The organism is Streptomyces sp. ISL-43 (assembly GCF_018614195.1).
Lineage (GTDB): Bacteria > Actinomycetota > Actinomycetes > Streptomycetales > Streptomycetaceae > Streptomyces.
The window spans coordinates 92,430-110,216 of the sequence record NZ_JAGGOT010000032.1; the positions used below are offsets into that span (position 1 = coordinate 92,430).

Here is a 17,787-nt window from a genome sequence, read left to right on the forward strand (position 1 = left end):
AAAAACCCCTCGCACAGGAGGGGGCGCCGCGCCGAGGCCGACCATCTCGTGGGGTCGGTGCTGTTCAGCGCGGCTCGGTAAGCAGGAGGCGTACGGCACGCATGGCGTCAGGGTACCGCAGCGGTCCCTACGGGCGCTGCGGCCTTCCGGCCCGCGGACGCACAACGAGAAGCGGGCCACCCGATCCGGGTGGCCCGCTTCTTCACTGTGGAGCTATGGAGAATTGAACTCCAGACCTCCTGCATGCCATGCAGGCGCTCTACCAACTGAGCTATAGCCCCTTGTCTTGCTTGCCGCTTCGTTCTCCGTTTCCGGTTCCCCTTGGCGACGTCCCAAACATTACACGGTCATGGCCCTGGTCCAAAAATCGGTTTCCGTCGACCGCGGGCCATGTCCGGTTTGACCTATATCGTCACGCCTGAGTCATACACGAATCACGCACGGGCGAACTGGTAGAACCGCTTCAGCGTGCAGTGCTCGTCGAGCAGCCGGCCGTAGATCGGCTCCCCTTCCAGCTCGCGGTAGGTCTCGATCGGGTCGCCTTTTATGATCAGCGCCCGCGCGCATTCCTCGCACCAGTACTGGTAGTCGGGGTTGATCGGCTCCATGTCCCGCACGATCGGCGTGCCGTTGTTGCACCAGTCGCACCGCCGCCGGTGTGCACCCATCCGTCAGCGACTCCCTCCCGCGTCGGGCCGTCGTCGTCCCCCTCCGGCCGTCCGATTCTGCCATGCCGGTGCTCGCCTGGGCAGCTGGGTACAAAAGCAAAGATCCCGCCCCCTGTTGGGGACGGGATCTTGATTGTGGAGCTATGGAGAATTGAACTCCAGACCTCCTGCATGCCATGCAGGCGCTCTACCAACTGAGCTATAGCCCCGCTCTCCGCGACGCTCCCCCCGTTTCCGGTGTTCTGCGCTGCGAACAAGAAGAACTCTAGCCTGGGACCAGCCGGAAAGTGAAATCCGGGTGGGAGCCGGGCGGAAGCCGCCCCGAGGCGGTGTCAGTCGTCGTCGCCGAGCACCGGTTCCGGCAGCGTGCCGGCGTTGTGCTCCATCAGACGCCAGCCGCGCGCGCCCTCGCCGAGAACGGACCAGCAGCAGTTGGAGAGCCCGCCCAGGCCCTCCCAGTAGTACGAGTCCAGGCCCAGCAGGCGGCCGATCGTCGTACGGATGGTGCCGCCGTGGCTGACCACGACGAGCGTGCCGCCCTCGGGCAGCCGGCCGGCGTGTTCCAGGACCACCGGCGCCGCCCGGTCGGCGACCTCGGTCTCCAGCTCACCGCCGCCGCGGCGGACCGCCTCGCCGCGCTTCCACGCCGCGTACTGCTCGCCGTACTTCTCGAGGATCTCGTCGTGCGTGAGGCCCTGCCACTCGCCGGCGTACGTCTCGCGCAGCGCCTCGTCGTGCGTCACGGACAGACCCGTGACAACCGCCAGCTCGGCAGCCGTCGCAGAGGCCCGTCGCAGGTCCGAGGCGACGATGGCGTCGGGCCTCAGGGAGGCGAGCAGCCGGGCGGCGCGGCGCGCCTGCGCCACACCGTCCTCGGTCAGCTCGATGTCCGTCGAGCCCTGGAAGCGGCGCTCCAGGTTCCACGAGGTCTGGCCGTGCCGCCAGAGGACGATCGTCCGGCCGGTCTTGCCCGGAGTGGTCGTACCGTCGAGGTTCGTGCCGTCTTTGGAGGCGCTCAGAACAGATCACCGTCCATCTCGTCGTCGCCCTGCGTCGCACGCAGGGCGGCGTGCTCCTCGGCCTTGCCCTTGGTGAGCTTGGCGTCCTCGGGGAGGTCGATCTCGGGGCAGTCCTTCCACAGGCGCTCCAGCGCGTAGAAGACCCGCTCCTCGCTGTGCTGCACGTGGACGACGATGTCGATGTAGTCGAGCAGGATCCAGCGGGCGTCGCGGTCGCCCTCGCGGCGCACCGGCTTGACGCCCAGCTCCTTCTGGAGCTTCTCCTCGATCTCGTCCACGATCGACTTGACCTGACGGTCGTTGGGCGCCGAGGCGAGCAGGAAGGCGTCGGTGATCGACAGCACGTCGCTGACGTCGTACGCGATGATGTCGTGCGCGAGCCGGTCGGCCGCGGCCTGGGCGGCGGCGGTGATGAGCTCGATGGAGCGGTCCGTGGCGGTCACTGGCCATGCTTTCGGGTTGGCGGGCAGATCCTTACAAGGGTCTCATGTACCGCCGACACCGCCCGCGCGGAACGTCCCGCGCGGGCGGACCCGCACCTCACAGGCGCTGCCGCAGAAGGCTCAGGACGGTTTGTAATCCTTGCCCAGCGTCACCACGACGTCCGCGTTGACCGCGTTCTCGGCCTTCTTGACGGCCGTCTCGGGCAGCCCCAGCGTCTTGGCGACCTCGACCGCCTTGTCCCGCTGGGCGTCGTCCTGGTAGGTGATCTGCGACGCGGGCACGGGCTTGTCGGCCTTGCCGCCGTCCACCAGGGTGTAGCCGCCGTTGAGCAGGGCCGCCTTGGCCGCCGTCTGGGTCTTGTCGTCGCCGGTGGCGTCCTTCAGGCCCACCCTGGGGGCGGCGCCGGGCTGGGCCTCCGCGGCGGTGCCGCCGAGGACCTCCTTGACGACCGTCTTGTTGGCGTCGTCGGTGAGGCCGCCGTTGGGCTTCAGGGCGAGCACGTCGGTGCGGTAGGCGCCCACCTTGGCGTGTTCCCCGAGTTTGGACAGCAGCGCGCCGAGGCTCTGCGCGTTCAGCGCCGGATCCAGGATCTGGCCGGTGGTCTCGACGGTCATGGCCGCCGACTTCGGATCGCCGGGCACCTTGCGCAGCAAGGCGAACAGGACCTTGCCGAACCGGTCCAGCTGCTTGGCCTCCGGCTCGCCCTGGGCCCGGTACGTGGCGTACGCGACGGCCATGGCACCGCTGAGGCTCTGCTTCTGGCCCTGGCCGACGGCGGGGGCCTTCACCGAGTCGTCCGCCGGGACCGCCGCGTCGGTGTCGACCTCGATGCCGCCGACCAGCTCCACGAAGTTTTCCAGGAAGGGGGTGTCCAGGCGCCAGGTGCCGCCGATGTGGGTGCCGAGCACCGAGTCGAGGGACTCCCGTACGCCCAGGCCCGCGCCCTCGACCGCCGCGCCCAGCTGGGTGCCGGTGCCGTCGTCCTTGGTGACGTTCAGCCCGTTCGGCACGAGGACGGTGGCGCCCTGCTTGGTGGTGACGTTGTCGACGAGCAGCGCCGTGGAGGTGCCGCCCTTCTTGGTGTTGTGCAGATGGACGACGATCATGTCGCGCTTCTGCGGACCGGTCGCGGCCGCGGCGCCCGATCCCTTGCCGGGGCCCTCCAGGAACGGCAGCTTGCCCGCGTACCAGAGGTACCCGAGACCGCCCGCGACGAAGACGGCCAGCACCACGATCAGCGCCACCACGCGGTTGCGGCCGCGCCGGCGGGCCTCCTCGCGCCGCTCGGTCCGGCTCTCGGTGAAGGCGAGCCAGTCGATGACGTCCTCGGAGTCCTCGTCCGGCTGGTCGATGAAGGCGAACTGCTCCGTGTGGTACGAGGGCCCCTGCGCGGTCGGCCCGTCGGCCCGGCGGGGCTCCGGGACCTGCGCGGCGGCCGGCCGGAACTCCGGCTCGGGCTCCCGGGCCGGTGCCTGCGGGGCGGACTGCTGCGGGATCCACTGCTGGGTGGCCTGGGTGTCGTACCCGTAGGGCTGTGCCTGGGGGTAGTCCTGCTGCGGCTGCGACTGCTGCTGCGGGTAGTACTGCTGCTGCGGCTGCTGCCGGCCGTACGCCTGGTAGTCGTAGCCGTGCTGCTGCTCGTACTGCCGCTGGTCGTACGACTGCTGCTCGTACTGCTGCTGCTCGTACGGAGGAGCGGGGGCAGGGGCGGGCTGCGCGGGCACCTGGCCGTACACCGGCCGCCCGTACGCGTCATAGCCGACGAGCTGCCGCTCCTGGCCTACGTACGGGTCGTACGGCTCCTGTCGGTCGTTCACCGCGGTGGCCCCTCTCTCCGGAAGCTCAGGCTCCCCGGTACAGCTCGCGCTTGTCGATGTAGCGGACGACGCCGTCGGGCACCAAGTACCAGACAGGATCCCCCTCGGCGACGCGTGCGCGGCAGTCCGTGGACGAAATGGCCAGGGCGGGCACCTCGACGAGGGAGACGCCGCCCTCGGGCAGACCGTCGTCGGTGAGGACGTGGCCGGGCCTGGTGACGCCGATGAAGTGGGCGAGGGCGAAGAGCTCGTCGGCGTTCCGCCAGGTCAGGATCTGGGCGAGGGCGTCGGCGCCGGTGATGAAGAACAGGTCGGCGTCGTCGTTGAGGGCGCTCAGGTCCCGCAGGGTGTCGATCGTGTAGGTCGGTCCGCCGCGGTCGATGTCGATGCGGCTCACCGAGAACTGCGGGTTCGAGGCGGTCGCGATGACCGTCATCAGATACCGGTCCTCGGCCGCCGACACGGCCCGCTGCGACTTCTGCCACGGCTCACCGGTCGGTACGAACATCACCTCGTCGAGGTGGAACAGCGCGGCCACCTCGCTGGCGGCCACCAGGTGTCCGTGGTGGATCGGGTCGAATGTCCCGCCCATCACCCCGAGCCGGCGCTTGACCGGGCCGGTAGGCATTTCCTGCTCTCCCATGAGCGCAGAGCCTACTGGCCCGGTGGGGCGGCGGGGACCCGCCTTCGAGCGCTTGCGCGAACCGCGGGCTTCAGCGGTCGCGGTTCAGGCGCGTGGTGACCCACAGCAGCAGCAGGAGGATGCCGAAGGCGGCGCCGCCGGTCAGGTACGGGGAGAGGCTGTCGTGGTTGCCGCCGTGCTGCTCGGCGCCCTCCGAGGCGAGGACGACCAGGGTGTGGGCGGTGGAGGCGAGGCTCATCAGGCAGATACCTATCGAGTCGGGGAGCGGGCGGAGACTTCGCTCACATCGTATGCGGGGGCCTGGGGCACGCTCACGCCGACTCAGGCGTTGGAGAGGATAGACGGACCGACAGACGGACGGACCAACGGGGAGGGCGCTATGACGGGAACGGGCTTCGAGAAGGCACCGGCACGGGACCGCAGGAGGTTCCCCGGGATTTCCTCACGGGCGTACGAGCATCCGGCGGACCGCTCGGCGCTCGTTGCCCTGCGCAAGCTGAGCGGCTTCGACACGGTCTTCAAGGCACTGAGCGGGCTGCTGCCGGAGCGCAGTCTGCGACTGCTCTTCCTGTCGGACTCCGTCCGGGTGGGCGAGACGCAGTTCCCGCACCTGTACGCGATGCTCCGCGACGCCTGTTACATCCTGGACCTGGAGAAGGTCCCGCAGATGTACGTGCAGCAGGATCCCAAGCCGAATGCCATGTGCATCGGGCTGGACGAGCCGATCATCGTGGTCACGACGGGCCTGGTCGAGCTGCTCGACGAGGAGGAGATGCGGGCGGTCGTGGGCCACGAGGTCGGCCACGCGCTGTCTGGACACTCCGTGTACCGCACGATCCTGCTGTTCCTGACGAACCTGGCGCTCAAGGTGGCGTGGATCCCGCTCGGCAACATGGCGATCACGGCGGTCGTGACCGCGCTGCGCGAGTGGTTCCGCAAGTCGGAGCTGTCTGCGGACCGGGCCGGCCTGCTGGTGGGGCAGGACGTGAACGCCTCGATGCGCGGGCTGATGAAGATCGCGGGCGGCAACCACCTCCACGAGATGAATGTGGACGCGTTCCTCGCCCAGGCCGAGGAGTACGAGCGGAGCGGGGACCTGCGCGACTCCGTGCTGAAGATCCTCAATGTGCTGCCCCGGACGCACCCCTTCACGACGGTGCGGGCGGCCGAGCTGAAGAAGTGGTCGCAGAACCGCGACTACCAGCGGATCATGGACGGCCACTATCCGCGGCGCGAGGAGGACAAGGACACCTCGGTAACCGACTCCTTCCGGCAGTCCGCCGCGCACTACGCCGACTCGGTGCGCACCAGCAAGGACCCGCTGATGAAGCTGGTCGGCGACATCGCCGGCGGCACCGCGGACCTGGGTGGCAAGCTCCGGGACAGGTTCACGGGTACGGCTACGGGCCCGGGTACGGCCACGCCCGGCAGCGAGGACAAGGGCAAGGGCGCGGGCACCGGCGGGGCTACGGAACAGGGCTGACGCCCTGCTGCGGGCTGGCCGTCGGCGCCAGCACCCCGCACAGCCCGGCCGTGCGCCGCGGATGGCCGCTGGTGTACGGATCGCTCGCGGCCGGGCCGACCGTGGCCGGCCCGGCGCCGGCCAGGAGCGGGCGGAAGCCAGGCGCCGGGTCGGCGGAGCAGTCCTGCGGACCGGCCATCACGTAGGCGGAGGCCAGCTCCGCCCGCCGGGCCGTGAGGTCGTCGCGGTCGAAGCGGAGCCGCAGCTCCCGGCGGACGGTGAAGAGCGAGGACCCGTCGGCCCCGGCGGGCTGACCGGTCGCCGGGCGCACGGCGTAGACGAAGGTGTGGTCGGTGGTCACCTCCAGCACGTTCGGGGTGACCTCCTGGAAGGCGAGGGTGCCGCTGACCCGGACCCGGGTGTCGGCCACCAGGGCCACGGCGGGGTCGAAGCGGACCAGCCAGCCCGTGATGGCGTGCCGCCCGTCGCCGGCCGGCGCGAGCATGCTCTGGTCGAACTGGGTCAGCTGGTCGGGGTCGAGCAGGACCCGCACGGGCCGGGAGGCGGTCCCCGACAGGATGTCGGGGTCCAGCGAGGACTGCACCAGGTAGTCCTTGGCGATGGTCAGCGCGGCGAGGACCTGGTTGTCGGCGAAGTGGTTGGTGCGGCGCACGGCGGGCAGGGTGATCCCGGCCGCCCCGACGCGGTACTGCGCGGCCGGACTCTTCGCGTACAGGTCGGCCGGGCGCCCGCCCTGGACGGCTTCGGAAGGCGCTAGCGGCACGACGGTGCTGGTGAGCGCCTCCGCCGGGCCTTCGGGGGGCGGCACATAGGGATTGCGCAGGCCCATGTAGACGGCGGTGGCGAGCGCCAGGGCGATGCACAGCACGATGACCCGGCCCTGCCGGGCCGCCGCCCTGCCGGAGCCGCCGCCCGGTCCGGGGGAGCCTCCGCTCGACCAGAACGACCGGCTCCGTACGGCGCGGGCGTGCTCGCCCATGCGTTCCTGCGCGGAGAACTCCTGGAGCCGGGCAGCCCGGACGAAGTCCTCGTCGAACACCACCGACCGGTACTCGTCCGACCGGAACTCGTCGTCGCCCCCTTCGGTGCCTTCGGGGGTGCCGTTGGGTGGATCTCCTGATACGGCCATCGCTTCTCCCCGCTGTCCCCGCTTCAGAGAAGCCCCCGGCTCCGACGAAAGGGAGCGGGGTCGTACCTTCAGGGTTGGCGGCCGACGCGGTCCATAAACTTGCCGGCGTCGGTGACTTCACCCATCGGGGTGCTGGCGGGCGCCGGAGCGGGTTCCGCGTCGCTCGCGGCGCTGCGGTAGACGGCACTGAAGGCGAGCGCGATCATGCCGAGGCCCATCACGAACGCGAGGATCCAGGCGACGGGGCGCAACCAGGGCGAGCGGCCCCGGTAGGGGCGCAGGCTGCCGCCGTACGCGCCGTAGGGGCCGTCCGCGTAGCCGAAGCCGTGGCCGTGGTCCCAGCCGGAGTCATCGGACAGGTAGCCGTCGGGGTGCCCGTACGCGTACCCGTCGTAGTCCTCGTCGCCCGTCCAGCCGCCGGCGAAGGCGGCGCGGGCGGCTTCGGCCGCTTCGGCGCGCGCCCGGTCGCCGGCCCGCTGGCGCTCCGCGGCGCTCGGTTCACGGATCTCGGCGTTCCGGACGAAGTCCTCGTCGAACACCACGGAGGCGAAGTCCTTGTCCGCGCCTCCGCGGTCGTCGTCGGGCTCCCCGTCGTCCGGGAACTTTTTGCCCCCCACGTCGTCCGGCACGGAACCAGCGTAGACCTGAGGGGCACCTTTGGGCAGGGTGTGCGCCGAATCCGGCCACACGGCGTTCAGTCGCCGACTACCGTACGTGACCGTCGCCGGTGACGATGTACTTGGTCGAGGTGAGCTCCGGGAGCCCCATCGGGCCCCGGGCGTGCAGCTTCTGGGTGGAGATGCCGATCTCCGCGCCGAAGCCGAACTGACCACCGTCGGTGAACCGGGTGGAGGCATTCACGGCAACCGTGGCCGAGTCGACCAGCTGGGTGAAGCGGCGCGCGGCGGCCTGCGAGGTGGTGACGATCGCCTCGGTGTGGCCGGAGGTCCAGCGGCGGATGTGGGCGACGGCGTCGTCGAGGGAGTCGACGACCCCGGCGGCGATGTCGTAGGAGAGGTACTCGGCGGCCCAGTCCTCGTCGGTGGCGGGCAGCGCGGTGACCTTGGTGCCTTCGGCGTACGAGAGCACCTCGCCGTCGCCGTGGACGGTCACGCCGGCTTCGGCGAGGGCGTCCAGGGCCAGCGGCAGGAAGGCCGCGGCGATGTCCCGGTGGACGAGGAGGGTCTCGGCCGAGTTGCAGACGGAGGGCCGCTGCGCCTTGGAGTTCACGAGGATGTCCACGGCCATGGCCAGGTCGGCCTGTGCGTCCACGTAGACGTGGCAGTTGCCGGTACCGGTCTCGATGACCGGGACGATGGACTCCTCGACCACGGTCTTGATGAGGGAGGCGCCGCCGCGCGGGATGAGCACGTCGACGAGGCCGCGGGCGCGCATCAGCTCGCGGACGGAGTCGCGGGACTCGCCGGGTACGAGCTGGATCGCGTCGGCGGGCAGGCCGGCCCCGGTGATGGCGTCGCGCAGGATGCCGACGAGGGCGGTGTTGGAGGCGTAGGCGGAGGAGGAGCCGCGCAGCAGGACGGCGTTGCCGGACTTCAGGCAGAGGGCGGCGGCGTCGACGGTGACGTTGGGGCGCGCCTCGTAGATGATGCCGACGACGCCGAGCGGGACGCGGATCTGGCGGAGGTCGATGCCGTTGGGGAGGGTGGAGCCGCGGACGACCTCGCCGACGGGGTCGGGCAGGGCCGCGACGTCGCGGACGTCGGAGGCGATGGCCTTGACGCGGTCGGGGGTGAGGGTGAGGCGGTCGATGACGGTCTCGCTCGTCCCGGCCTCGCGGGCCTTGGCCGTGTCGACGGCGTTGGCCTCGACGATCTCGGCCGTACGGGCCTCCAGCGCGTCCGCGATGGCCAGGAGGGCGGTGTCCTTGGCGGACCGCGGGAGCGGGGCGATGGCCGCGGCGGCGGTGCGGGACCGCTGCGCGGTGGCGATCACGGGCGAGGTGGTGGCATCGAGCGAGGTCATGCCGCCCAGGGTAGTACCCGGCCCGGCCGGGGCCGATGGGGTTTCACCCCGCGAGACGCCTGTCCGACGCGGGGCTCGCACCGGGCCGACGGGGCTGAGTTCGGCTCATCCCCGGCCCGGCGGCCGGTCAGTAAGGGTGTACGCCCACCGGGTGGGCCGGGGGTGGGCCGTAGCCCTCGGCCACGCGCTGGTGGTAGGTGGCCCGGTCGATGACCTCCAGGCCGACGATCTCCCAGGGCGGGAGCTGCGCCGAGGAGCGGTGTTCGCCCCAGAGGCGCAGGGCGACGGCCGCCGCGTCGTGGAGGTCGCGGGCCTCCTCCCAGTAGCGGATCTCCGCATGGTCGTCGGCGTAGCGGCTGGTCAGGAGGAAGGGGTGGTCGTGGGCGAGCTGTTCCAGCCCGCGGCGGACCTCGCACAGCGGCGCGGGCTTCCCGGAGACGCTCAGGGTGATGTGCCACAGACGGGAGGAGTCGCGCTCCTCCCCGCTCCCGCCGACGTCACCGTCCCCGGTGCCGACGCTGGTCAGCGCTCGTCTCACCAGCCGCCTCCTTGTCTGCGCCCTACCTGCCCGCCCCTCACAGTTGACCAGTCCTCGGCCGACCGCGCGGCGGTTTTGCCGAACCTCAGCCCTGGAGCAGGACCAGATCGTCCCGGTGGACGACCTCCCGCTCGTACTCGGGTCCGAGTTCACGCGCGAGCTCGCGCGTGGAGCGGCCGAGGAGCTGCGGAAGCTCCTTGGCGTCGAAGTTGACGAGACCCCGGGCGACGGCCCGGCCGTCGGCCGAGCGCAGTTCGACGGGGTCGCCGGCGACGAAGTCGCCCTCGACCGAGGCGATGCCCGCGGGCAGCAGCGAGCTGCCGCGCTCGGTGACCGCGCGGACGGCTCCGTCGTCCAGTACGAGGTGCCCCTGCGGGGCCGACGCGTGCTGGAGCCAGAGCAGCCGGTCCGTGGAGCGGCGCCCGGTGGAGTGGAACAGGGTGCCGGTCGCCCGCCCGGCCAGGGCGTCCGCGGCCTGGCTGGCCGAGGTCAGGACGACCGGGATGCCGGCCGCCGCGGCGATGCGCGCAGCCTCGACCTTGGTGGCCATGCCGCCGGTGCCGACGCCCGCCTTGCCGACGCTGCCGATGGTGACGTGCGCGATGTCCGCGGGGCCGTGCACCTCGTCGATGCGGCTGGTTCCGGACAGGGACGGGTCCCCGTCGTAGAGACCGTCGACGTCCGAGAGCAGGACGAGGAGGTCGGCGCGGACGAGGTGGGCCACGAGCGCGGCGAGGCGGTCGTTGTCGCCGAAGCGGATCTCGTCGGTGGCGACGGTGTCGTTCTCGTTGACGACGGGCAGGGCGCCCATGGCCAGGAGCTGGTCCAGGGTCCGGTAGGCGTTGCGGTAGTGCGCGCGCCGGCTGGTGTCGTCGGTGGTGAGCAGTACCTGGCCGACGCGGACCCCGTACCGGGCGAAGGAGGCGGTGTACCGGGCGACGAGCAGGCCCTGCCCGACGCTGGCGGCGGCCTGCTGGCGGGCCAGGTCCGTGGGGCGGCGGCGCAGGCCGAGCGGGGACAGGCCGGCGGCGATGGCTCCGCTGGAGACCAGGACGATCTCCTTCTCGCCGCCGCTGCGCGCCTTGGCCAGTACGTCGACCAGGGCGTCGACCCGGTCGGCGTCGAGTCCGCCGGCCGCCGTGGTCAGGGAGGAGGAGCCGACCTTGACGACGATCCTGCGCGCGTCGAGCACACCCTGCCTAGCCGCTGACACTTCGGTCCCCTTGCCCCTCGCCGTTACTGACCCTGCCCGCTCAATCTACGGGGTGGCCGGGCGGGGCCGCCCTCCGGTTTCAGACCGTGGACGTACTGCGTGCCTGCCCCTCTTCTCCGGCCTTCCGCGCGGTCCCCGGGATGAGGATCTTGCGGGAGAGGACGAAGGTGAACGGGATGGCCAGGACGGCCGCGACCAGCGGCGCGATCTTGGTGTTCATGCCCGCCCAGGTCACCAGCGCGTACAGGCCGGCGGACTGGATCACGTAGTTCGTGATGTTGGTCAGCGGGAAGAGCAGGAACTTCTTCCACGTGGGCCGAGTCCGGTAGGTGAAGTAGGTGTTCATGAAGAACGAGCCGACCATCGCCAGCACGAAGGCGAGGGAGTACGCGGCGAAGTACGGCATGAACGGGTGCAGGAGCAGGTACAGCACGAAGAAGGTGCCGGTGTTGACGCCGCCGACCAGTGCGAACCGGACGATCTGGCCGAGCTGCGTCTTCCTGTCGGACTTGTTCGGCATCAGCTGCTGCGCTCCGCGATCACGCTCTCGGACACGATGGCGCCACCGGACTTCCTGGCGTCGCCGGCGTCCCGCACGTCCCGGGACAGCGGCTCGGCGCCGTGCGACTCCTTCACGAGGAAGTGCGGCCGGCGCTTGGTCTCGTAGTAGATGCGGCCGATGTACTCGCCGATCAGCCCCAGCATGATCATCTGAACGCCGCCGAGGCCGACGATGATCGCGACGAGGGTGACGTATCCCGGGGAGTCCACGCCGTTGGTCATCGCCGAGATCGCGATCCACACGGCGTACAGGGCGGTCAGTGCCACCAGCGACACGCCCGCCCAGATGCCGATGCGCAGCGGCCGGTTGTTGAAGGAGATCAGCCCGTCCATGCCGTAGTTCAGCAGGGACCCGAACTTCCACTTCGTCTCGCCGGCCTCGCGCTGCGCGTTGCGGTAGTCGAAGTGGACGGTGTCGAAGCCGATCCAGGAGAAGAGGCCCTTGGAGAAGCGGTTGTACTCGGGCAGCGACAGCAGGGCGTCCACGGCCGGACGGGACAGCAGCCGGAAGTCGCCGACGCCGTCGGTGAGCTCCACGTCGACCCACCGGTTGATGCCCCGGTAGTAGAGGCGGCTCAGCGCCGTGCGGAGCTTCTTGTCGCCCTCGCGGGTGCGGCGGGCGATGATCTGGTCGTGTCCCAGCCGGTAGTAGTCGAGCATGGTGGCGATGAGCTCCGGCGGGTGCTGGAGGTCCGCGTCCATGATGACCACGGCGTCGCCGGTCGCCTCGCGCAGGCCCGCGAGCATGCCGGCCTCCTTGCCGAAGTTCCGGCTGAAGGAGACGTAGCGGGTCTGGTCGGTGTACTGGGCCGCGATCTTGCGGAGCTTGCCGAGGGTGCCGTCGCGGCTGCCGTCGTCGACGTAGCAGACCTCGTACTCGACGGGGAGGGCGTCCAGGACCTTGCGGATCTCCGTGTCGAAGCTGTCGATGACAGCTTCCTCGTTGTAGCAAGGGACTACTACGGACAGCTTCATGAACACTTCCTGCGGGTCCGAACGGGTGATTGTCGGCGACCGGACCAGCCACTCACCTCTTCCTCAGAAGTATGCACGCCGGTCGCGGGGCTGCCGGGGGTGAGTGCGGCACACGGTAGCTTTGACTGGATAAACGGAATGAAACAAAGGGATCGAGGTGCACGTGCCTGACGTCTCCGTGGTCGTCATCGTCTACAACGACGCAGAGCGTCTGCCGACAGCCGTCCAGTCGGTTTTGGACCAGACCCTGCACGGGGTCGAAGTCGTGATCGTCGACGACTGCAGCAAGGACCGGTCCTACGCGATCGCCCAGGAGCTCGAAGCCGCGCATCCGGGGAGGGTGCGCGCCTTCCAGCTGCCACAGAACAGCGGGGGCTGCGGCGCCCCGCGCAATCACGGCATCAAGCAGGCCACCGGCGCGTACGTCATGTTCCTGGACAGCGACGACGTGCTGGAACGCAACGCCTGCCGCAACATGCTGGACGCCGCCGAGCGGACCGGCTCCGACCTGGTCTCGGGCATGTGCGTCCGCGTGCACCTCGACAACCGGTGGGGCAAGACCACCGAGTGGTACCCGTGGATCTACGCGCGCACCCGCACGCTGGAGTCGATCACCGAGTACCCCGACCTGCTGGTCTACGACACCCTCTCCACGAACAAGTGCTACCGGCGCGAGTTCCTGCTGGAGCAGGGCCTGGAGTTCCCGGTCGGCATCCACTACGAGGACCTGCTGTTCTCCGCGCAGGCCTACGTCGCCGCCCGCCGCATCACGCTCATCCCGAACCACGTCTACTTCTGGAACGTGATCGAGAAGGCCGCGGCGAAGTCGATCAGCAACCGGCGCCACGAGATCGAGAACTTCGCGCACCGGATGGAGATCCACCGCCGCGTCGACGAGCTGCTGGCCGCCAAGGGGCACACGGAGATCAAGTCCGCGAAGGACGCCAAGTTCCTCAAGCACGACCTGGTGCTGCACCTGCGGGACCTGCCCCTGGTCGGGGACGCCTACCGCCAGGAGTTCGCCCGGCTGGCCAACGGCTACCTGGCCGGCATCGACCCGGCCGCGTACGGCCACGTCACGAACCTCCAGGCCATCTGCGCCTACCTGCTGGGCAAGGAGGACTGGGACAACCTCCTCCCGGCCGCCGACGCCATGACCAACAAGGGCCGGCTCACCTCCCCGCTCGCCGAGCGCGACGGCCGCGTCTACTGGTGCGCCGCCCACCTCGACGACGCCGAGGCCCGCCGGATACTGGACGTCACCGACCAGGGCTTCGACACCACGCCGCTCACCTCCCTCACCCTGGGCAACCGGCTCACCTCCTACGAGGACGACGGCCGCGGCACCGTCACCCTGTCCGGCGCCGTCGTGAACCCGCTGGGCCGGATCCGCCCCGAAACGGAACTGAAGGCCTCGCTCGAATTCCGGGCCCGCCGGCAGATCGGGGTCCGCTCCTTCAGCTTCCCGGTGGCAACCGTGCGCCACGCCGGTGACACGATCGAGTGGAACGTCACGGCCGACATCGGGAGCACCGTGCGCCCCCTCGGCATCATCGACGCGGTCTGGGACGTACGCCTGAAGTTGACGGCCGGCGGCTCGCGGCTCACCACCCGCGTCTCCGTCGGCGGGGTCGACCTGGAGAAGGCGGCCCGGCTGCGCGTGCGTCCCCGGCTGACGCGGCTGGTCTCCGACCGCTTCGAGCCCGAGGTGACCAAGAAGGGCAACCTCTCCTACGTCCTGACCGCCGAGGGCGCCGCCGCCGTGCGCACCCAGACGCTGATCAACAGCGCGATGCACGGCAAGGCCGCGGGCGTGGTCAAGCGGGGCCTGCGCAAGGCACTGCGGACCCGCCGCAACCTCGGCTCGGGCGAGCAGAAGGTGAAGGTCTACCACGAGGTCTTCTCGAAGCTGCCGATCAAGAAGGGCACGGTCGTCTTCGAGAGCCACATGGGCAAGCAGTACAGCGACAGCCCCAAGGCGATCTACGAGGAGATGGTGCGCCAAGGCGTGCCATTCGAGGCGATCTGGTCGTACGCGGGCGGCAAGCCCACCGGCTTCCCCAAGGAGGCCACCCTGGTGCGGCGCTGGAGCTGGCCGTACCTGCGCGCGCTGGCGCAGGCCGAGTACTGGGTCGACAACCAGGGCTTCCCGCTGGCGCTGGCCAAGCGCCCGGGGACCACGTACATCCAGACCTGGCACGGCTCGGCGCTCAAGCGGATGGGCTTCCACGAGCCCCGCACCAAGGCGCAGGACCGCGCGGGCCAGCTCCGCTTCCAGGCGGCCGTCGACCGCTTCGACCACTTCCTGATCCGCTCCGAGCACGACGCCCGCACCCTCGCCAAGGGCTTCCGGCTGCGCGACGAGGTGCTGCTGCGCACGGGCTACCCGCGCAACGACGCCCTGGTCGCGGCGCACCGCTCCGAGGCGCAGAGCGGCGAGCGGGTCCGCGGGCCCCTCGCCGGCGAGTTCGGGATCGACCCGGAGAAGAAGGTGCTGCTGTACGCGCCCACCTTCCGGGCGAACGCGGACGGCGCGGTGGAGGGCTTCGAATTCCCCTTCGACGTGGAGGAGTTCGCCGACCGGTTCGGCGACCGCTTCACGCTGCTCGTACGCACGCACTACCTCAACAGCGTCACGCTTCCGCCGTCGGTCGCGGGCCGGGTCATCGACGTGTCCAGGCACCACGACATCACGCCGCTGCTGGCGCTCGCCGACGGTCTGATCACCGACTACTCGTCCGTGATGTTCGACTACGCGGTCCTGGACCGGCCGATGCTGTTCTTCGCGTACGACTACGAGAAGTACGCGACGGACATCCGCGGCACCTACTTCGACCTGAAGGAGAAGGCCCCGGGCCCGGTGGTGGCCACGGCGGACGAACTGCTGCAGGCCCTCGCCGCCTTCGACGAGGCCGACGCCAAGTACGCCGAGGCGCGCCAGCGCTTCCTCACCGAGTTCGGCGAGTACGACCGCGGGGACGCGGCCGCCCGGATCGTCGAGAAGTTCTTCACCAGGAGCGGCAAGTGACCCAGCAGACCGCCTCCGGGCACAACGCGGCGGCACAGCGGGACCCGGCCGGCGGACGTGACATCTTCCTCGTCTCCAACAGCGTCGACGAGCTCGGCGGCGTGACGACCTGGTCGCACCAGATGGCCCGGCTGTTCAGCGAGCGCGGACACCGGGTGCACGTCGTCGGCATCGCCCCCGTCGCCGAGGAGATCCGCCAGAAGCTGCCCGCCGACCTGCCGTACGAGACGACCACGCTGTACGACGCGGCGCCGCCCGCGGCGCGCCGGCTGCGCGGCATCAAGGGCCGACTCAACGCGCCCGAGCGGCGCCGCCAGGCGGCCCGCCGGGCGAAGATGCGGGCCAAGGCGGACCGGCTGGGCGAGCTGCTGCGCGCGGCCCGTCCCGGGGGCGTCCTGATCGTGACCCAGGTCTGGGCGATGGAGTGGGTGGCCCTCGCCGACACCAAGGGGTTCACCGTCATCGGCATGAGCCACGAGTCCTTCGAGGCCAGCCAGAAGTCCACCCGCGGTCAGCGGGTCCGCCGCCTCTACGGGGAGGTCGACCGGATGCTCGTGCTGACCCCCGAGGACGCGGACCTCTGGATCCGGTCGGGCATGGAGAACGTCGCCAGCATGCCGAACCCGCTGCCGTTCATGCCCGACTCCCCCGCCCCGCGCACCGAGAAGGTCGTGGCGAGCGTCGGCCGCCTCGCCTTCGAGAAGGGCGTGGACCTGCTGCTCGACGCGTGGGCGGATTCCTCGCCGCACCACCCCGGGTGGGTCCTGCGGATCTACGGGGCGGGCGTGGAGGAGCCCGCGCTGCGGGCGCACGCCGCCGAGCTCGGGGTCGAGGACTCCGTGGAGTGGATGGGCAGCACCGACGACGTACTGGGCGCGCTGCGCGGGGCCTCGGTCTTCGCCCAGGCCTCGCGGGCCGAAGGGTTCCCGATCACGCTGCTGGAGGCGATGGCCGCGGGCGTGCCGGTGGCCGCCTTCGACTGCGCGCCGGGCGTACGGGAGATCGTCGAGCACGGCGAGGACGGACTGCTGGCCCGGCTCGGCAACACGATGGAGCTCGCCGGGCAGCTGGACCGGCTGATGTCGGACCGCGAACTGCGCGACCGGCTCGGCGACACCGCCTTCCACCACGTGCAGCGGTACTCCAGCGCCGAGATCACCGACCGGTGGGAGCAGCTGTTCTCCTTCCTGGAGCGCTGATCCCGACGGTACGTACGAAGCCGCCCGCCCCGGTCGTGTCCGGGGCGGGCGGCTTCGTACGCGGCGGTGGCCTGGTCAGGCCTTGTCGCGGGCCTCCCAGCCCTCCCAGGCCGAGGTGATCATCTCGCGCACGTCGTGGCGGGCCTTCCAGCCCAGCTCGGCGGTGATCCGGTCGGCGGAGGCGACGACCTGCGCCGGGTCGCCGGCGCGGCGCGGGGAGACCGCGGGCGCGTAGGCGGCATCGGTGTGCCCGGTGGTCTCGTTCACCAGCTCGACCATCTCGCGGACGGAAACGCCTTCGCCGCGACCGATGTTGACGGTCAGGTCCTTGTACTCGCCCTGCGCGCCCCACTCGACGAGCTTGCGGGCCGCCACCACGTGGGCCTCCGCGAGGTCCGCGACGTGGATGTAGTCGCGGATGCAGGTGCCGTCCGGGGTCGGGTAGTCGTCGCCGAAGATCCGCGCGCCCTCGCCCTTGTCGAAGCGCTCGAAGATCATCGGAACCAGGTTGAAGACCCCGGTGTCGGCGAGCTTCGGGGTCGCGGCGCCCGCCACGTTGAAGTAGCGCAGGCAGGCGGTGGAGATCCCGTGGGCCTTGCCGGCGGCACGGACCAGCCACTCGCCGGCCAGCTTCGTCTCGCCGTACGGGCTCAGCGGCAGGCACGGGGTGTCCTCGGTGACGAGGTCTACGTCGGGCATCCCGTACACGGAAGCGGAGGAGGAGAAGAGGAAGTTGCGGATGCCCGCGGCGGCCACGGCCCCGAGCAGGACCGTGAGGCCGTGCACGTTCTCGTGGTAGTAGTGCAGGGGCTTCTCGACGGACTCGCCGACCTGCTTCTTGCCCGCGAGGTGGACCACGCCGGTGATCTCGTGCCGGGCGAAGGTCTCGTCCAGGATCTGCCGGTCCAGCACGGAACCGACCACCAGCGGAACGCCCTCCGGGACGCGGTCGGCGTTGCCCGTGGAGAGGTCGTCCAGAACCACGACCTCCTCACCCGCGAGCAGCATCGCGCGGACGACGTGCGCCCCGATGTAACCAGCACCACCAGTGATCAGAAACGTCATGCGTAACTCCCTAGTTCTCTTT

At 70.5% G+C, this 17,787-nt stretch carries 17 protein-coding genes and 2 tRNA genes; 3 read left to right on the forward strand and 16 right to left on the reverse strand.

Annotated elements, in window-relative coordinates:
- Positions 1–208: 208 nt before the first annotated feature.
- From J7F03_RS18945 to J7F03_RS18980, 8 genes are all read right to left on the reverse strand, one after another.
- A tRNA-Ala gene (locus tag J7F03_RS18945) sits at positions 209–281 on the reverse strand.
- 153 nt (positions 282–434) lie between these two features.
- Entirely contained in the window at positions 435–668 is a 234-nt protein-coding gene (locus J7F03_RS18950) for a hypothetical protein (RefSeq protein WP_112446589.1), read from the reverse strand.
- A gap of 136 nt (positions 669–804) precedes the next feature.
- Positions 805–877 (reverse strand) — tRNA-Ala (locus J7F03_RS18955).
- Between the two features lie 123 nt (positions 878–1,000).
- Positions 1,001–1,687 (reverse strand): histidine phosphatase family protein, encoded by a 687-nt coding sequence (locus tag J7F03_RS18960; RefSeq protein ID WP_214951021.1) that lies wholly within the window; start codon positions 1,685–1,687, stop codon positions 1,001–1,003.
- The gene (rsfS, locus tag J7F03_RS18965; protein ID WP_214950864.1) at positions 1,684–2,130 is read right to left on the reverse strand and encodes a ribosome silencing factor; all 447 of its coding nucleotides are present in this window, start codon (positions 2,128–2,130) and stop codon (positions 1,684–1,686) included. The genes J7F03_RS18960 and rsfS overlap by 4 nt, the downstream gene beginning before the upstream one ends.
- Before the next feature lie 120 nt (positions 2,131–2,250).
- Positions 2,251–3,948: an LCP family protein gene (locus tag J7F03_RS18970; protein ID WP_214950866.1), complete on the reverse strand. Its 1,698-nt coding sequence runs from the start codon at positions 3,946–3,948 to the stop codon at positions 2,251–2,253.
- 25 nt (positions 3,949–3,973) lie between these two features.
- The gene (gene nadD, locus J7F03_RS18975) at positions 3,974–4,591 is read right to left on the reverse strand and encodes a nicotinate-nucleotide adenylyltransferase (protein WP_214950868.1); all 618 of its coding nucleotides are present in this window, start codon (positions 4,589–4,591) and stop codon (positions 3,974–3,976) included.
- 70 nt (positions 4,592–4,661) lie between these two features.
- Positions 4,662–4,829 carry a hypothetical protein gene (locus tag J7F03_RS18980; protein WP_214950870.1) on the reverse strand — a complete coding sequence of 56 codons (168 nt, stop codon included), beginning with the start codon at positions 4,827–4,829 and terminating at the stop codon, positions 4,662–4,664.
- A gap of 141 nt (positions 4,830–4,970) precedes the next feature.
- On the opposite strand from J7F03_RS18980, the gene J7F03_RS18985 reads away from it, so the two are divergent.
- On the forward strand, positions 4,971–6,074 hold the full coding sequence (locus J7F03_RS18985) for a M48 family metallopeptidase (RefSeq protein WP_214950872.1): 1,104 nt from the start codon (positions 4,971–4,973) through the stop codon (positions 6,072–6,074).
- On the opposite strand, the gene J7F03_RS18990 is transcribed toward J7F03_RS18985, so the two are convergent.
- From J7F03_RS18990 to J7F03_RS19020, 7 genes are all read right to left on the reverse strand, one after another.
- A complete protein-coding gene (locus tag J7F03_RS18990; RefSeq protein ID WP_214950874.1) occupies positions 6,058–7,203 on the reverse strand; it encodes a hypothetical protein in 1,146 nt (381 codons plus the stop codon). The genes J7F03_RS18985 and J7F03_RS18990 overlap by 17 nt on opposite strands.
- Positions 7,204–7,271: 68 nt before the next feature.
- Complete coding sequence (locus tag J7F03_RS18995) at positions 7,272–7,832, reverse strand: hypothetical protein (RefSeq protein ID WP_308379729.1); 561 nt, start codon at positions 7,830–7,832, stop codon at positions 7,272–7,274.
- A 76-nt stretch (positions 7,833–7,908) separates the two neighbouring features.
- Positions 7,909–9,186, reverse strand: a complete 1,278-nt coding sequence (locus J7F03_RS19000) for a glutamate-5-semialdehyde dehydrogenase (RefSeq protein WP_214950876.1) — start codon at positions 9,184–9,186, stop codon at positions 7,909–7,911.
- 127 nt (positions 9,187–9,313) lie between these two features.
- Positions 9,314–9,727 carry a hypothetical protein gene (locus J7F03_RS19005; RefSeq protein WP_374104363.1) on the reverse strand — a complete coding sequence of 138 codons (414 nt, stop codon included), beginning with the start codon at positions 9,725–9,727 and terminating at the stop codon, positions 9,314–9,316.
- A gap of 82 nt (positions 9,728–9,809) precedes the next feature.
- Complete coding sequence (proB, locus tag J7F03_RS19010; RefSeq protein ID WP_214950878.1) at positions 9,810–10,937, reverse strand: glutamate 5-kinase; 1,128 nt, start codon at positions 10,935–10,937, stop codon at positions 9,810–9,812.
- Between the two features lie 79 nt (positions 10,938–11,016).
- Positions 11,017–11,457: a GtrA family protein gene (locus J7F03_RS19015; protein WP_214950880.1), complete on the reverse strand. Its 441-nt coding sequence runs from the start codon at positions 11,455–11,457 to the stop codon at positions 11,017–11,019.
- A complete protein-coding gene (locus J7F03_RS19020; RefSeq protein WP_251072131.1) occupies positions 11,457–12,473 on the reverse strand; it encodes a glycosyltransferase family 2 protein in 1,017 nt (338 codons plus the stop codon). Before J7F03_RS19020 ends, J7F03_RS19015 begins: the two co-directional genes overlap by 1 nt.
- Before the next feature lie 157 nt (positions 12,474–12,630).
- Between J7F03_RS19020 and J7F03_RS19025 the strand changes: the two genes are divergently transcribed.
- Positions 12,631–15,501: a bifunctional glycosyltransferase family 2 protein/CDP-glycerol:glycerophosphate glycerophosphotransferase gene (locus tag J7F03_RS19025; RefSeq protein ID WP_214950882.1), complete on the forward strand. Its 2,871-nt coding sequence runs from the start codon at positions 12,631–12,633 to the stop codon at positions 15,499–15,501.
- The gene (locus J7F03_RS19030) at positions 15,498–16,700 is read left to right on the forward strand and encodes a glycosyltransferase (protein ID WP_214950883.1); all 1,203 of its coding nucleotides are present in this window, start codon (positions 15,498–15,500) and stop codon (positions 16,698–16,700) included. The genes J7F03_RS19025 and J7F03_RS19030 overlap by 4 nt, the downstream gene beginning before the upstream one ends.
- Positions 16,701–16,775: 75 nt before the next feature.
- Here J7F03_RS19030 and galE read toward each other — a convergent pair whose 3' ends face one another.
- Positions 16,776–17,765, reverse strand: a complete 990-nt coding sequence (gene galE / locus J7F03_RS19035; RefSeq protein WP_214950884.1) for a UDP-glucose 4-epimerase GalE — start codon at positions 17,763–17,765, stop codon at positions 16,776–16,778.
- Positions 17,766–17,787 lie beyond the last annotated feature (22 nt).

Bases quoted from the DNA above. Each gene is read 5' to 3' on its own strand.
- J7F03_RS18950 (WP_112446589.1), bottom strand. From the start codon at position 668: ATGGGTGCACACCGGCGGCGGTGCGACTGGTGCAACAACGGCACGCCG.
- nadD (WP_214950868.1), bottom strand. From the start codon at position 4,591: ATGGGAGAGCAGGAAATGCCTACCGGCCCGGTCAAGCGCCGGCTCGGG.
- J7F03_RS18980 (WP_214950870.1), bottom strand. From the start codon at position 4,829: ATGAGCCTCGCCTCCACCGCCCACACCCTGGTCGTCCTCGCCTCGGAG.
- J7F03_RS18985 (WP_214950872.1), top strand. From the start codon at position 4,971: ATGACGGGAACGGGCTTCGAGAAGGCACCGGCACGGGACCGCAGGAGG.
- J7F03_RS18990 (WP_214950874.1), bottom strand. From the start codon at position 7,203: ATGGCCGTATCAGGAGATCCACCCAACGGCACCCCCGAAGGCACCGAA.
- J7F03_RS19000 (WP_214950876.1), bottom strand. From the start codon at position 9,186: ATGACCTCGCTCGATGCCACCACCTCGCCCGTGATCGCCACCGCGCAG.
- J7F03_RS19015 (WP_214950880.1), bottom strand. From the start codon at position 11,457: ATGCCGAACAAGTCCGACAGGAAGACGCAGCTCGGCCAGATCGTCCGG.
- J7F03_RS19020 (WP_251072131.1), bottom strand. From the start codon at position 12,473: ATGAAGCTGTCCGTAGTAGTCCCTTGCTACAACGAGGAAGCTGTCATC.
- galE (WP_214950884.1), bottom strand. From the start codon at position 17,765: ATGACGTTTCTGATCACTGGTGGTGCTGGTTACATCGGGGCGCACGTC.